15 protein-coding genes are annotated in these 13,968 nt (G+C 45.0%); 8 read left to right on the top strand and 7 right to left on the bottom strand.

Features of this window, described 5'->3' with window-relative positions; genetic code table 11:
- Nucleotides 1-299: 299 nt before the first annotated feature.
- Entirely contained in the window at nucleotides 300-1,928 is a 1,629-nt protein-coding gene (locus QUA62_RS25040) for a SpoIIE family protein phosphatase (RefSeq protein WP_333407479.1), read from the bottom strand.
- Between the two features lie 4 nt (nucleotides 1,929-1,932).
- Nucleotides 1,933-2,334: an MHYT domain-containing protein gene (locus tag QUA62_RS25035; RefSeq protein WP_333407478.1), complete on the bottom strand. Its 402-nt coding sequence runs from the start codon at nucleotides 2,332-2,334 to the stop codon at nucleotides 1,933-1,935.
- A gap of 499 nt (nucleotides 2,335-2,833) precedes the next feature.
- Here QUA62_RS25035 and QUA62_RS25030 point away from each other — a divergent pair, with 499 nt between their 5' ends.
- Nucleotides 2,834-3,013 (top strand): hypothetical protein, encoded by a 180-nt coding sequence (locus QUA62_RS25030; RefSeq protein ID WP_333407477.1) that lies wholly within the window; start codon nucleotides 2,834-2,836, stop codon nucleotides 3,011-3,013.
- A 532-nt stretch (nucleotides 3,014-3,545) separates the two neighbouring features.
- Here the strand turns inward: QUA62_RS25030 and QUA62_RS25025 are convergent.
- Together QUA62_RS25025 and QUA62_RS25020 are read right to left on the bottom strand one after the other, a co-directional pair.
- Nucleotides 3,546-3,971, bottom strand: a complete 426-nt coding sequence (locus QUA62_RS25025) for a hypothetical protein (RefSeq protein ID WP_333407475.1) — start codon at nucleotides 3,969-3,971, stop codon at nucleotides 3,546-3,548.
- Nucleotides 3,972-4,070: 99 nt separating this feature from the next.
- A complete protein-coding gene (locus tag QUA62_RS25020; protein ID WP_445243811.1) occupies nucleotides 4,071-4,619 on the bottom strand; it encodes a peroxiredoxin in 549 nt (182 codons plus the stop codon).
- Between the two features lie 122 nt (nucleotides 4,620-4,741).
- Between QUA62_RS25020 and QUA62_RS25015 the strand changes: the two genes are divergently transcribed.
- A complete protein-coding gene (locus tag QUA62_RS25015) occupies nucleotides 4,742-6,079 on the top strand; it encodes a peptidylprolyl isomerase (RefSeq protein ID WP_333407474.1) in 1,338 nt (445 codons plus the stop codon).
- Between the two features lie 109 nt (nucleotides 6,080-6,188).
- Here QUA62_RS25015 and QUA62_RS25010 read toward each other — a convergent pair whose 3' ends face one another.
- A complete protein-coding gene (locus QUA62_RS25010) occupies nucleotides 6,189-6,941 on the bottom strand; it encodes a tetratricopeptide repeat protein (RefSeq protein ID WP_333407472.1) in 753 nt (250 codons plus the stop codon).
- A 551-nt stretch (nucleotides 6,942-7,492) separates the two neighbouring features.
- On the opposite strand from QUA62_RS25010, the gene QUA62_RS25005 reads away from it, so the two are divergent.
- From QUA62_RS25005 to QUA62_RS24990, 4 genes are all read left to right on the top strand, one after another.
- The gene (locus QUA62_RS25005) at nucleotides 7,493-8,209 is read left to right on the top strand and encodes a pentapeptide repeat-containing protein (RefSeq protein WP_333287848.1); all 717 of its coding nucleotides are present in this window, start codon (nucleotides 7,493-7,495) and stop codon (nucleotides 8,207-8,209) included.
- A 113-nt stretch (nucleotides 8,210-8,322) separates the two neighbouring features.
- Nucleotides 8,323-8,565, top strand: a complete 243-nt coding sequence (locus QUA62_RS25000; protein ID WP_333407471.1) for a hypothetical protein — start codon at nucleotides 8,323-8,325, stop codon at nucleotides 8,563-8,565.
- Nucleotides 8,566-8,858: 293 nt separating this feature from the next.
- Nucleotides 8,859-9,590, top strand: coding sequence for a cytochrome c biogenesis protein CcdA (locus tag QUA62_RS24995; RefSeq protein ID WP_445243929.1), 732 nt, complete (start codon nucleotides 8,859-8,861; stop codon nucleotides 9,588-9,590).
- Nucleotides 9,591-9,906: 316 nt separating this feature from the next.
- Nucleotides 9,907-11,319, top strand: a complete 1,413-nt coding sequence (locus QUA62_RS24990; protein WP_333407470.1) for a cytochrome c biogenesis protein — start codon at nucleotides 9,907-9,909, stop codon at nucleotides 11,317-11,319.
- Nucleotides 11,320-11,767: 448 nt separating this feature from the next.
- On the opposite strand, the gene queF is transcribed toward QUA62_RS24990, so the two are convergent.
- On the bottom strand, nucleotides 11,768-12,187 hold the full coding sequence (gene queF, locus QUA62_RS24985) for a preQ(1) synthase (protein ID WP_006633986.1): 420 nt from the start codon (nucleotides 12,185-12,187) through the stop codon (nucleotides 11,768-11,770).
- Between the two features lie 148 nt (nucleotides 12,188-12,335).
- On the opposite strand from queF, the gene QUA62_RS24980 reads away from it, so the two are divergent.
- Nucleotides 12,336-12,932 (top strand): hypothetical protein, encoded by a 597-nt coding sequence (locus QUA62_RS24980; RefSeq protein ID WP_333407469.1) that lies wholly within the window; start codon nucleotides 12,336-12,338, stop codon nucleotides 12,930-12,932.
- 84 nt (nucleotides 12,933-13,016) lie between these two features.
- On the opposite strand, the gene speD is transcribed toward QUA62_RS24980, so the two are convergent.
- Entirely contained in the window at nucleotides 13,017-13,439 is a 423-nt protein-coding gene (gene speD, locus QUA62_RS24975; protein WP_006633984.1) for an adenosylmethionine decarboxylase, read from the bottom strand.
- Nucleotides 13,440-13,761: 322 nt separating this feature from the next.
- Here speD and QUA62_RS24970 point away from each other — a divergent pair, with 322 nt between their 5' ends.
- Complete coding sequence (locus tag QUA62_RS24970) at nucleotides 13,762-13,911, top strand: hypothetical protein (protein ID WP_333213734.1); 150 nt, start codon at nucleotides 13,762-13,764, stop codon at nucleotides 13,909-13,911.
- Nucleotides 13,912-13,968 lie beyond the last annotated feature (57 nt).

Genomic DNA, 13,968 nt, shown 5'->3' with positions numbered 1-13,968 from the left:
GTTTTCGATTGTTGATTCTTGAGTGCATTCAATTTACAGTAATGCACCCCTTTATTCTGTCTTAGTCTAAACTCCAGGTATTAATCACAGAGACAAATCATAGTGATGATGGAATAGCCTACGCTGAATTTAATCTAAATTTTTTCGTGGATGATATAAAGCTGGAAAATGGCAGAAGAGGCGATCGCGTTAGCAGTCAAATCTATCAAGAAGTCTTGCACTATATTAAAGGCTGTCGTACTAATTAATACTCCGAACAGTTTTGAGCTTTTGAACTATAGCCCTACTTCCAGTTGCCGTTATCGATGAGCATCTGAAGCATCGCTTTGTCGCTTCAAAACCAGCAAAGTGATGTCATCAAATACCTTTTGCTTACCAATATGCCGCCGCAAATCGCCAATAATGGCTTCTTTAATTTCGGTCGCCGATTTGTGCCAGTTCTCGCTAATTACTTCACAGAGTTTATCGACTCCATATTGCACTTTGTTGATATCTTTCGCTTCTGGTATCCCATCAGTGTAGAGGACTACTCCATCTCCCGTGTGTAGCTCAATGGAAATGTGACTGATGAACTTAACAATGTCGTCGTCAAGAGCAATAGGAAAGCCCAAATCCATGGTGTCGATACGTTCTAGCTGTCCACCGTTTCGCACGACGAGCACTTCTTCGTGTTGACCGCTGACGCTGATGCGTCCTTGGGAGTAATTTAAAATCGCTAGGGTAAGACTTTTCTGGGAATTCATGCGCTGGACGTTTTTGTAAAGGGTGCGGTTGATCACATCCAGGAACCGAACGGGGTCTACTTCGGGGATTTCCTTGAGGGTGCGAACGGCGGTTTGCGCCATCAGCATCAAGATGCCACTTTCAAGTCCATGTCCAGTGACATCGCCGATGCCCAGAGTGACAACGCCATCTGTGTTTAAAACATCATAGTAGTCGCCGCCGACTTCATCGGCAGCCTCCATGTATCCAGCAATATCGAGTCCTTCAATTTCCAGTTCCTCAGCGTTTGGCAGAATCATTTGCTGCATTTGACGCACTATATCCAATTCCGCACCCATGCGAAGATTGTCTTCCTTGAGTCTCTGGTTGAGTGTATCTAACTTTTGCGCCGAGTCTGCCAGTTCCTCTATGGCTTGTTCGAGTCGATCGGATTGTACCAAGATCGATTGGTCAAAAACATCAAGCAACTGCCTCAAAGTCGCTACTTGGGATTTAAGCTGCGCTAGCTCCTGCTCAGTGTTTCTTGTGAATATTTGCCTAGAGGCTGTAGTAGATTCATCTTTTTGAGCGAAGACAGCTCCTCGATCGAAGGGCAGCAGTGCTGTCTTGACGTTCAGCGCCAGAGTGCTGAACATCTGAACCGTGCTAATAGGAATCTGGACTTTCAAGAACATGATAATTGCAAACATATTGCCTGAAGGTAATAGGCCACCAAACCCCAACACAGACTTGATTCCGAAGGGAATCACAAAGGAGTCCTGAGCGGGAATATAGGGGCTGCCAATCGCTTCAGGTACATAGAAGACGTTGTATTTCCTCTGCTCGATTTCTACCAAAAGATTCGGGTCAGGGTTGATAACTGTTTTTATATCTAAGCCGAGCTGTCTGATGAGCTGTGAGATCATCGGTAGCTGATCGACTACAGATTCGCTTGCCAGTGGAATAGCCTTATGTCCAACGGATGTGTGTCTTGAGTTCCATTCCGTTTGTTCTCCTACTGTTGCCAGTGCAGTCATGCACTTCATGGCAGGCAAAGGGGGATAGTCGCCCAACATACTACGGGCATACTCGGCAAGTTCGACTTCTAAGTCTTCATAAGGGTGAGTTTTGAACAAACGGACTAGGGCGCAGGATTTCTCACCAGTTGGCTTAGTACAGAAATTTTCGTAAACATACCTAACAATTCTGTTACTCGCCTCTTCCATACTTTCAACCCCCAAGCCAAAATGGCGTAGAGCCAACCCGCATTCCGCCATGTCCCTTAAAGTGAATCTCGTCAAGTCGTACATCGGACTTCCTTATAGATTTAGAAATAACGGCAACTAAGAAAGACAGTGCCACAATCCAGTAATTATGGTGCATTTCGGCAGGTACTCGCATCGCCGCCATGCCAATATAAAGCATATTTTCAATGCCAGATCCGATGAGAATACCGGGAATTAACAACGAGAACCTGTGTGCAAAACCTCGATGCAAGCTGTAGAAGGTGATACTAGAGGCAATGACTACGGCAAGCCAAAAGACCACAATAGGTAAATCGTAGGCGATCGCTACTGGCAGGTGATAAGCCAGCATTCCTATAAAGTAGATTAGCCCGATGCCCGTTTCCATTGTCAAAAAACACCCATTAACCCACCTAGGCGAATATTTTCACCTTTTTTTGGAGTCATTATCCCAGTTAATTATAAGGTGATATAGGAGGCAAAAGTGGCAATAATGATGGAAAAAATGCCTCGAAAAAAATCGGATTTACTTACCATTAATAGATGACACTCATAGAAATTTAGACGGTGGCTACAGCTTTGAAGAGCGCTTGACATTTAGCCTCTTTCGTGGCAGTAGGTTTGAGGTATCGTACCACCTTTTTTTCACTAATATAAAAATTGTAATTTAAGGGCGATGTTTAGCCTTACCAATCATTAAGTCCGTCACCGCTGGCAATCGACTCGTCCAAATTGTGCTCTGGTTTGACAAGATTAAACAAATGCAAGCCAAAATCTTGAGATCAGGATCGGCACAGGGGAGATGGTATCGAGAGAAACGTCTTTTTCTACAAGCCAGGATGGGTATAAATAAATAAATAATCAAGCTTGAGTGCTTTCACCAAGCTATGAAACCCATCATTCAGCAGCTTGACATAATCATAGCCGTCCTTCAAAATTCTGGCAATTTCATCTGCTTTGACACTGGAGTGTATCAAAAACAGCTTGCCTGGACTATCTATACCGATGTTGACACTGACATCATAGGCAGCACAGCGTCTGCGATCGAACTTTTGTCCCAGAGATAATTGTTCAAGGTTTTAGAGGTTTGCTCCGGCTCCAGGCAGAACAGGTTGTGAATACCAGACGAGGGCACGTCTGTATCAACTACGCCGACTCAATGACATTGCAGGGCTACCGTAGTTGCTAAGTTACCAGTAAATTTAGATTTACCTGTACCGCGTCGATAGGAGTGTATCGAAACAACTTTTGGCATAATTTGTTAGTTAATGCGATGGGGATTTTCCCAAACAATACTCACATAAAATTAGATAATACATTTTCGCCCTAATCTCACGATATTGTCAATAAAGACTCCAATGACAATTAAAGAGACATGAGTGCGGGTGCCTAGGTTAGCGACCTATCTAGAATAAAAAACAGGAATTCGACTAAGTGGAGAGCAAGTTTGGAGAATATTAATCAAAAACCGGGCTTGGAAAATTACCGAGAGCGATCGCTATAATATCCAGACCTGATAAATTAGCGATCGCCAGAATATAGAACAGTCCCAAAATTTCTATCAAGAGCCACGATAAAGATTAATTAAATCCTTAAATATCACCCTATTTTTGCTGCTTGAGGATAAGCAAACTGATAGCATAAAACTGCTTTTTTCCAGCTATAAATTCGCGGACATCTGCAATCACTGGTTGTTTGATTTCCTCTGCGGATTGTTGCCAACTTTGACTCACGATCGCACAGAGTCGCTCCAATCCATACTGGGCTATGTCCATGTTCTTGGCTTCTGTAATGCCATCGCTGTAGAGGACAATGCCATCCCCTGGCTGGAGATCGATCGCGAGTGCGATCGATCAAATCAGTGATATTTCCATCCAGGGCAATGGGCTGTCCTAAATCGATCGTGTCTAGCAGTTCCACCAGCCCTCCGGCGCGGACGATCGGGGTTTCTTCATGTTGTCCGCTGATGCTGACGTTGCCATCAGTGTAGTTGATTGAGAATGGCCAGCCTAAGGTTGCGGTCAATGTTCATCCGCAGCACGTTCTTGTAGAGGGTGCGATTGCGGGTATGGAGAAAGCGAACGCGATCGGTTTCTCGTATTTCGTGTACTGTGAAACCTCGCATTACCCGTTAGCCTGCAATTCCCCCAAACGAGCCAACACTTCTTTAGAATGAATCGCCGGATTAATCTTCACAAAAGTTTCGCGCAAAATACCTTCAGGGTCAATAATAAAACTGTGTCGCGCGGAGATAAAACTAATCCAAGAACCGTAAGCTTTACTCACTTTACCATCCGTATCAGCTAACAGTGGAAACTTCAAACCTTCGGAATCGCAAAATTCCGCGTGGGAATCGACATCATCAGCGCTAATACCGATAATTTGAGTATTCTTTGCCAAGTATTTCGGCAAGTCTTCCTGAAATCTCCGTGCTTCGATCGTACAACCGGATGTAAAGTCTTTCGGATAAAAATAGACTACCAGCCACTTACCGCGATAATCGGACAGAGACACTTGTCCGTCGCCGCTGTTTGTCGGCAAACTAAAATCCGGTGCGGCTTCATTCACCGTCGGAAGCTTGCCACCGAGGGCAAATGCAGGTGTGGCAAAATTGAAACTTAGAAAAACTAGACAAATTGCCAATAAAGTGCTAAAAAAATTGCGACGGGACATCATAAATTTAGAAGTAGAACTGTACTTAAGACAAGTTTACAGTTTTCTGATTAAATGGGTAGGGGCAATTCGCGGATTGCTTCTAAAACCCAAAGATCACTCACTCAAATAGCAATTTACCCATGAGCGCTGCACTCCCGTTAACAGGCAAAGCTATAGTAGTCCAGGTAATTAACGGTCAACCCGTTGTGATCGAAGTCGATGGCACTAATGCCCCGATTACTGGAGGAAATTTTGTTGACTTAGTTGAACGCGGCATTTACGACGGGGTGATGTTTCACCGAGTTGTGCGCCAGCCAGATCCTTTTGTGGTGCAAGGAGGCGATCCGCGCAGCAGGGATACGAGAATTCCAGCAAGTCAATTGGGAACGGGTAGTTTTATTGACCCGGATACCAATCAGGCGCGTTTTATTCCTTTGGAAATTAAGCCGCAAGGAGCCGCGCAACCTGTTTACAACCAAATTGTCACCCAGACGCCGCAGTTGCGGCATAATCGCGGGGCTGTGGCAATGGCTCGTTCTAATGCTTTGGATTCGGCTTCTTCGCAGTTTTATTTTGCTTTGGATAATTTGCCATTTTTGGATGGTAATTATGCTGTTTTTGGCAACGTTATTCAAGGTTTTGAAACGGTGAATGCGGTGCAGCAGGGCGATCGCATTTCAACTGCAAAAGTCGTTGGAGGAATCGTCCCCAGCCGGGTTTCTAGCATCATTAGCGATGTTAATGTACTCAACGATTTCATTAACAGTACCAATTTTGTAAATCTGCCTTTGCGAGCCCTCAGATTGGCCAACACCCCGAACAACTATCAAGTCACTTCCCAAGACTCTCAGCAAAATTCTAACGGTGTAGTGGGAGGTAGCGCAAACGATCGCATCCTCGGTGCACCCACGGATGATGCAATTAATGGCAGCCAAGGCAACGATACCCTCACCGGCGAAGCAGGCGACGACTTTCTCAGAGGCGGCAAAGGTAACGACTCCATTAGCGGCGGTGTTGGCAACGATATTATCAACGGAAATCTCGGCGACGATAATCTCAATGGCGATGCTGGTAACGACTTTTTGCGAGGCGGCAGAGGAAACGATGTTTTAATCGGCGGCGATGGTAACGATATTTTACTTGGCGATATTGGCAGCGATACTCTCACCGGCGGTGGCGGTACTGATACGTTTGTTCTGGTTACGGGTGAAATTCTGGAGTTGGATGCGTCGAGCGATATAATTCTTGATTTTAGGCCGGGAGATGGCGATCGCATTGCCTTGACCAGCCCTTTATCCAACACCTCATTCACCCAATCAGGCAGCAACACACTCATTCAATTTGGAGGAGCTACTTTGGCTGTGGTTCAAAATGCCACTCCTGCAGCAGTTCAAAATGCTGCTTTTGAAATTAACTTTTCTTCTGCTGTCGTTGCCGATAACTTGCCTTCCAGAGACGCCGCCTTGAGTATTGGCTAACTTTAACAAGACTGAGGCAATAATTATAGGTGTAGGGTGCTCTTCGGTGCACCTTACCTGATTATCAATGGTCAATTCCCAATTCCCAATTCCCAATTCCCAAATTCAACTAACACCATAGCTTTGTAATTTGAGAAACTGCCTCTTGATAAGAATCCATTTTCCCCTGCAGCTTAAAAAGCCCTGCCGCCTTCTGAAAATCCTCAAATGCTCCCTCAACCTCTCTCAATTTATATCTAGTCAGTCCTCGGTTAAAGTAAGCTTTAGCAAAATCGCTATCGAGGCGAATTGCTGACTCAAAATCAGCTAGTGCTGCCAGGGAATTCTCCATTTGCAGGCGGATAGCACCTCGGTTAAAGTAAGATTGAGCTACATTAGGGTTGAGCAGCAGTGCCGAGGTGTAATCTGCGATCGCCGCTGTATAATGTTTTAAACGAGTCAGCATAAACCCCCGATTGCTGTAATACTTGGCTCGGTAAGGATTGAGTTTGATGGCTGTAGTTAAATCTTCCAGCGCAGATTGTTTGTAGCCTAATTTGTAGCGGGCCACACCGCGATCGTTGTAAGCTGAGGCGAATTGCGGATTAATGTTAATTGTGGCAGTGAAATTTTTAATCGCACCGTGCAAGTCTTGTTGTTCGAGATTTTTTAAACCCTGAGTGTAAAACTTTTTGGTACTAACTTTTAAATTTGCCTCTTGTCGGGATTCAGCTTGCTCCCCCGAAAATACGCCGGCAATATTAGTGAATCCCAAAGATTCGATCGAATTGAAAATAGTTGTGACAACTAATTGGGTTGGGAGAAGGGGGATAGTAGGCATGGGAAAAGTGCTGTTCAACTGTATGCTCTTATTTTCTTTCATAGTTGAGCTATTGACAGTGATATCCGTAGTCTCAGGAACGTGATAAGTTTGATGAGATTGGGTGATGCTGGGGCTTGAGTTGTGTGAGGAGCGTTAGCCTTAGTTAGTGATGCCGATCGCCATCAACAAAAATTGCGTCTAGAACCCTTTAAATATAAGGCTTGTAGGCTAGAGGAGCGGTTTCTTGATTCCCATATTGAGCAGTTTATACCAGGATTGTTTGCAGATATGCCCCTGGGGGAGCGATCGCAACTGCCTGGAGCAAGTATTACTTTGTAGCGATATTGCACTGGCAAATCCCGAGCCAACTTGCGGTTATCTTATACCAGGTTTTTAGGAAAAATATTAGTTTGGCAGCGAGGCATTTGTGAATCAACCGGGTTTCTAGCTCAAAGCGGGTCTAACACAACCTGAATTAAGTTTGTGCCTGCGCCAACCCTGATTAACCTTTCACTACACTAATATTTTTGAGTAATCTTGCTGAGGGAAGTTGCAAATTATTTGCTATGCTTTGATTAGACATCAATAATTAATGGCGCAAATTAGTGTCAATGAAAAGAGTTATGAGGCTGAAAACTTTCTTCGCTGCGGTGTTGGCGATCGTCCTGTTCACTCTCTACTTAACTCCTCCTGTGATGGCCGCCAATGCGGAGGATTTGAGTCACCTATTAAAAGATAATTGGTGCGTCAGCTTTCTGTGGAAGCAATGCGATTTGAACACTGTAGATTTGCGGGGCGCTAATCTCCAAGAAGCTAATTTGAGCGGCGCTAATTTGAGCGGCGCTAATTTGTCCGGTGCTAACTTAAAAAATGCGGATCTTTCTGACGCCGACCTCACCGGCGCTAATTTAGCAAATGCTGAGATTTTAGGCACGGATCTCAGTCGAGCCAATTTGACCGAAGCTAATTTCAACGGCACGAACTTGTGGGATGCTAATCTGACTTTGGCCAATCTGAGCCGCGCCAATTTACAAGATGCTAATGTCTTAGATTCTCGACTTTGGGGAAGCAATCTTACCCAAGCTAATTTAACGGAGGCGACGCTGCACGGTGCTGACTTGCAATATGCTAATTTGGCAGACACTAATTTAACAGGTGCTGACTTGCACAGCTTCTTTTTCCGAGGTTCCAAACAAGTCACAAATTTGAGCAATGCTAATTTAGAAGGCGCTATTTTAACGGGCGCAAATCTCAGAGGTGCGGTGCTGGCAGGGGCAATAATGCCTGACGGGTCTATTAATGAAGAAAGTGGCTTTAATTTAAAGTAGAGTTAAATTAAAGTCTGTTTGAATACTTTCAACGACAGGCTTTTGCGCCGATTTCGCAGTCAATGAATTATCTGGTGCAATAGGCTGCGCCCGTTGCCAACAGCTTGTTGAGGATGCTGTCAAGATATCAATTTAAACCAGAGTGCGATCGACCTTTTAACTCCCAAGCTGCGCCCGTTGCCAACAGCTTGTTGAGGATGCTGTCAAAATATCAATTTAAACCAGGGTGCGATCGACCTTTTAACTCCCAACCAGTAAATATCGCTAAAATCTTAAATCTCAAACCGAACCTGCGCGCATCTGTTACAATTTTCAAGAAAGCCAGAACAGCCCGGAACCTGAAGTCACCTGCCTAGGGATACAAGCCCCCGACAGGAGTCGTGAAGAGCAAAAATATTAGATATTTAGTTTAAACTCCCAGATTTATCTGTAGAGGCTCTCTAAAATCTAAAATCGACTGTGGAGTCAATCTAAAATCTAAAATCTAAAATCTAAAATCGATCGACTGTGGAGAGCAAAAAAATTATATATTTAGTTGAAACTCCCAGATTCATCTGTAGAGTCAATCTAAAATCTAAAATCGATCGACTGTAGAGTCAATCTAAAATCTAAAATCTAAAATCTAAAATCTAAAATCTAAAACCGACTGATGGAAACCCTGCAAACCCAACTTTACGAAATCGCACAATTTGCTAATAATTTAGTAAATACTCAACTGACAAACCTCAGTTTAGTCAGCGTCGGAGTCATCTTTCTGGCAGGGTTGCTAACGAGCTTAACGCCCTGTATGCTTTCAATGTTGCCGATCACGATCGGCTACATCGGTGGATACGAAGCAAAAAGTCGCCTGCAAGCCGCAGCCCAGTCTGCGTGGTTTTCCCTGGGATTAGCCACCACCCTTGCGGGTTTAGGTATTGTAGCATCATTTGCCGGACAAGTTTACGGCAAAATTGGCCTGGGTTTGCCGATTCTTGTCAGCATTATTGCTATTCTAATGGGGCTGAATTTACTCGAAGCTTTACCCTTACAAATGCCGTCTTTCGACGCTGTGGGGTGGGTGCCGAAAGATTTGCCGGCGGGGGTGCGATCGTACTTATTGGGCTTAACTTTTGGTTTAGTAGCGTCTCCCTGCAGCACTCCGGTTTTAGCTACACTCTTAGCTTGGGTTTCCAAAACGGGGGATACAGTTTTAGGTGGTGTGTTGCTGCTGTTTTACGCTGCTGGCTACGTCGCTCCGCTGATTATAGCAGGTACTTTTACTGCTAGCATTAAAAAGTTGTTAGAATTACGTCGGTGGTCGAGTTGGATTACTCCTGTTAGCGGTGTTTTGCTAGTAGGATTTGGCGTTTTCTCTCTGCTTTCCCGCATCCTTCCCGCTTAACTTTAGTAGTAAGGACTTCAGTCTTTATTTAAAGATATAGCAATCTCTACTGAATGCGTGAATTACGTTTTTTTAACGAACCGCGAAGACGCGAAGAACACGAAGGAAGAAAGAAAGAAAAGAAAAAGAATTCAAAATTGATTGAGGCTTGCTCGATAAAAATAATAATATTTTATTCATGTTTTGTTTTTCCCTCCTCTTTCTTCTTTCTCCCTTCTTCCATCCGTTACATCCGTTACACAATCCGTTGCCGAACTTCCTGACATCCGTTACATCCGTTACACAATCCGTTGCCGAACTTTCTTCATAATTACCAATGACATCAAAAGAAGTATTTCTATCTAAACTATCAAACTGGGCGAGTGCCCCTCAAAGGTTTTTCAAGCGAGAAATATTGCCGGTGCTAGCAGATTTGCGGCTAGCAATTATCTTGCTGCTGACGATCGCATTTTTCAGCATTTCCGGCACTGTCATCGAACAAGGCCAATCAGTACCCTTTTACCAATCTAACTATCCAGAACACCCCGCCTTGTTTGGCTTCCTAACTTGGAAAGTTGTGCTAATTGCAGGACTTGACCACGTATACCGCACTTGGTGGTTTTTGTCCATCCTAATTTTGTTCGGCAGCAGCTTAACAGCTTGTACATTTACGCGGCAATTTCCGGCATTAAAAGCTGCCCGTCGCTGGAAATTTTATGAAGAACCAAAGCAGTTTGAAAAATTAGCTCTCAGTGCGGAATTAGAAACAGTTGCTTTAAGTTCCTTAGAACCACTTTTGCAGCAAAAAAACTACCGCATATTTCGAGAAGGCGAAAAAGTTTATGCTCGCAAGGGAATAATTGGCAAAGTCGGCCCGATTATTGTTCACGCCAGTATGCTAATTATTTTAGCTGGGTCGATGTGGGGCGCGATGACGGGATTTCTAGGTCAAGAAATGGTTCCCAGCGGCGAAACATTTCAGGTGCAGAATATCATGGATGCAGGGCCTTGGGCGGGGCCGCAAATACCGAAGGATTGGTCGATGCGAGTTAATCGGTTCTGGATTGATTATAGTCCGAGCGGTGCGATCGACCAATTTTACTCTGACTTGTCAGTTTTGGACAAAACAGGCCAAGAGGTCGATCGCAAAACCATTCACGTTAACGAGCCCCTGAGATACCGGGGAGTCACATTTTATCAAGCAGATTGGGCAATAGCCGCCGTGCGAGTTCGCCTCAACAAAAGCCCGGTTTTACAATTGCCAATGGCTCAGCTAGACACCCAAGGTCAAGGCCGAATTTGGGGTGCTTGGATTCCAACAAAACCAGATTTGAGCGCGGGAGTTTCTCTGTTAGCAAAAGACTTGCAAGGCACAATGTTAGTGTACGGTACGGATGGCAAATTATTAACTACAGTTCGCGCAGGCACGGCGGTAGAAGTTAATGGAGTGATGCTGACAATTGACGAAGTTGTAGGCAGTACGGGATTGCAAATTAAAGCCGATCCGGGCATTCCGATCGTTTATACTGGCTTCGGGTTGCTAATGCTCAGCGTGCTGATGAGCTATCTGTCTCACTCGCAGATTTGGGCTTTGGAAAAGGACGGCAAACTATACGTCGGGGGGCGTACTAATCGCGCTCAGGTGACTTTTGAAAGAGAAGTTGTGGAGATTTTGGACAAGTTAGCCGAATCGAAAACAGCAGAGGAAAAAAGTGCGATCGCCCCGACTTCTGTTGCAAGTCAAAGCTAACCGTAGGGTGCGCTAGGCGCACCTTACACCAACGATAAATATCAACAAGATTAGTTGAGTTTGTAGCGTGCGCGTTGCCAGATATGTCGAGGTGGTTAATGTCAACCTGAGAAAAAGCAGAAAACCGCTATTTCACGTTCTAATTTTTCAAATTTCAAGTAATGACAATTGCTATACGGAGTTTTGGTTTAAAAATCAAAATGCTGAAACGCCGGTCAATCGGTACTCTCCGGTAGGCGACAAACTCAACCGATACTTAGTGTAAACCCTACCAACTACGAGATTTTAAGCGTTTGAACGACTTTTTGACTAGCTTGAGAGGGCTGCCCTGACGCACCCTACAATTACTTACTACTTTTAACAATTCTATCTCTTAAAACTATTGTGGGGTGCGCTTCGAGGCCACCCCACAATTAAATCTCAATGCCACAACAGCTTAATACCCACCCTACTTCTGGTGCGACACCTCAATCACGGTGTGGACGTTCCCCCGCGGCGAAAAATCGCCCTTAATCGTCGCTTCTAGGGGCGCGCAAGCCGCCACAAAATCGTCTAAAATTTGATTGATCGATTCTTCGTGAGAAATGTAGCGATCGCGATAACTGTTAACGTACAGTTTCAGCGCCTTTAACTCTACCACCCGCTCGTCGGGTACATAAGTAACGTGAATTGTCGCAAAATCGGGATAGCCAGAAAAGGGGCACTTGCAAGTAAACTCCGGCAAAGTAATGTTAATCGAGTAGCGCCGCCCGACTCGCGGATTCGGGAAAGTAATTAACTCGCCTTCCAAAATCTGGCGTTCGCCGTATTTCATTTCCTCGGTGCTTGACTTTTGCGACATAGTTTGTTCCGGTGCGTAGTTGTTCATAGCGATTGACTAAAAACTTGTAACATTAAATTAAATTTACGTTCAATATATGTAACAAATATCTTGACGAATTGTGTTGCGATCGATCTAATTGCAAATACTCTCAGGCTAAACTAAAACAAGTTCACCCTCGCCATCTACAATAATTATGCAAAATACTACCTTATCTGACAATACTTCCCCGGAAAACTCAAATAGTTACTCTCCATCGGTACCAATTTCCCTCTATCGAGAAGTCACGGCAGAGCTGCAAGCAGCCCAAGCGATGGTGGACTCCCTCAAAACCCACAATCAGCAATTAGTCCAACAAAATCAACAACTGCGGCGAGAAGTAGAAACAGTAGTTCAAGTATCCCAACAGTTACAGCAAGTAGTCAACTCGGCTCAGAGCGTCACCCAGACAGGGATGCCTCAAATGCCGTCAGTCAAATTCAATTTCAGCGTTCAACCTCCGCCCCCACCACCTCCCACCTCGCAGACTAATTCTGCCGTACCTCAACCACCTCAGACAGTGGCTTTCCCTTTCCCACTACCGGAACCGGAGCCAACACCCGCCTCGATGCCGCAGCCACTTCCCGAAAAATTATTTACAGAGGTGCCGGAAACTCCTTACCGTGTCCGACCTCAACTCAAAAAAACCTCAGACTTAAGTGGATTGTGGTTGGCGATCGCGATTTTTCTGATTGTGATTGCAGCTTTCGGTGCAGGTTATTTAGTTGTCCGCCCTTTATTAATGAAAAAGTAAATTCCAACAAGAATCCCACGACTCCAGCCGTGGGATTTTAAACAAAACCTAGCATAAATTGTTCAAAGTTACGCTAATTGGCCATCATCCTCTGGCGGCACTCGTTTCTACTGAACGAGGGGCATACTGCTCTTCACAAGCAGAACCTACGATTCCCACCCCTGGCTCGAAACCGCGCGTGAACTCAGTGAGTTTTACCTGTTTAGCTTCTAAAGCGGTCTGTAGCACCTTCATGGCTCGGTGAGGGTCGCCGGCTCCGCAGAAAAATAAGTCTGCAGCAAAATAACCGTGTTCAGGCCAAGTATGGATTGCTATATGAGACTCTGCCAAAGTAGCAGTAGCTGTCACTCCGTGAGGACTAAACTGGTGTACGCACAAATCGATGAGAGTAGCTCCTCCGGCTTCGATCGCATCGAGTATAGCGCGGCGGATACGTTCAGGATCGTTAAGCAAGTCTCCAGGAGACTGCCAAGCATCAGCGACCAGATGGGTTCCCAATTGTTTCATTCTGCGGGGTTTTACCTCTATTGATGTTAAGTCTCAAACCTTTTAACGTTAGCACGATGTCAAAAATTTTGCAAGTATGTTTCACAAAGAAAAATGAAGATTAGGAGAAATACCCACCACCAAGCGCTAGCTTTATGGTGGGGTCAAACTGTCTCACAGGGAGATGCCACTCACTAATGGAATTCGTATTATTTCAGTGCTGCCTTGTTCTCCTCAAACCACCTTTTTTGATTCAAGCGATCTCTGGTTTCCATTGGGTAAAAAAACCAAAGCTCGCTCGTTCCGGCTGTGGCCGAATTGATATGATATCCAAAGGTCACAGATGGACGGATCTGCTCTCATGCGTAAAATTCGCCAACTCCAAGGGCGATCGCCCGGCGGGCAGATTCCGGCAATCGCTCTGGCAGCCTATGCTGGACAAGTTAACCAGCAACCGGCGATCGCCGCTGGGTTTCTGGCATCACCTACCTAAACCCGCCCGGTCAGCCTAGATAATGAAGATCGTTGCCCGTTTCTGTGGGCCCAATGG

The organism is Microcoleus sp. MON1_C1, from assembly GCF_036701945.1.
Classification (GTDB): domain Bacteria; phylum Cyanobacteriota; class Cyanobacteriia; order Cyanobacteriales; family Microcoleaceae; genus Microcoleus.
The sequence above is the reverse complement of the archived record's forward strand: the minus strand, read 5'-3'. Positions and strand labels throughout refer to the sequence as shown.

Coding starts and splice junctions, on each gene's coding strand:
- QUA62_RS25040 (WP_333407479.1), bottom strand. CDS start 1,928: ATGGAAGAGGCGAGTAACAGAATTGTTAGGTATGTTTACGAAAATTTC.
- QUA62_RS25035 (WP_333407478.1), bottom strand. CDS start 2,334: ATGGAAACGGGCATCGGGCTAATCTACTTTATAGGAATGCTGGCTTAT.
- QUA62_RS25030 (WP_333407477.1), top strand. CDS start 2,834: ATGAAACCCATCATTCAGCAGCTTGACATAATCATAGCCGTCCTTCAA.
- QUA62_RS25020 (WP_445243811.1), bottom strand. CDS start 4,619: ATGTCCCGTCGCAATTTTTTTAGCACTTTATTGGCAATTTGTCTAGTT.
- QUA62_RS25015 (WP_333407474.1), top strand. CDS start 4,742: ATGAGCGCTGCACTCCCGTTAACAGGCAAAGCTATAGTAGTCCAGGTA.
- QUA62_RS25010 (WP_333407472.1), bottom strand. CDS start 6,941: ATGAAAGAAAATAAGAGCATACAGTTGAACAGCACTTTTCCCATGCCT.
- QUA62_RS25005 (WP_333287848.1), top strand. CDS start 7,493: ATGAAAAGAGTTATGAGGCTGAAAACTTTCTTCGCTGCGGTGTTGGCG.
- QUA62_RS25000 (WP_333407471.1), top strand. CDS start 8,323: ATGCTGTCAAGATATCAATTTAAACCAGAGTGCGATCGACCTTTTAAC.
- QUA62_RS24995 (WP_445243929.1), top strand. CDS start 8,859: ATGGAAACCCTGCAAACCCAACTTTACGAAATCGCACAATTTGCTAAT.
- QUA62_RS24990 (WP_333407470.1), top strand. CDS start 9,907: ATGACATCAAAAGAAGTATTTCTATCTAAACTATCAAACTGGGCGAGT.
- queF (WP_006633986.1), bottom strand. CDS start 12,187: ATGAACAACTACGCACCGGAACAAACTATGTCGCAAAAGTCAAGCACC.
- QUA62_RS24980 (WP_333407469.1), top strand. CDS start 12,336: ATGCAAAATACTACCTTATCTGACAATACTTCCCCGGAAAACTCAAAT.
- speD (WP_006633984.1), bottom strand. CDS start 13,439: ATGAAACAATTGGGAACCCATCTGGTCGCTGATGCTTGGCAGTCTCCT.
- QUA62_RS24970 (WP_333213734.1), top strand. CDS start 13,762: ATGGACGGATCTGCTCTCATGCGTAAAATTCGCCAACTCCAAGGGCGA.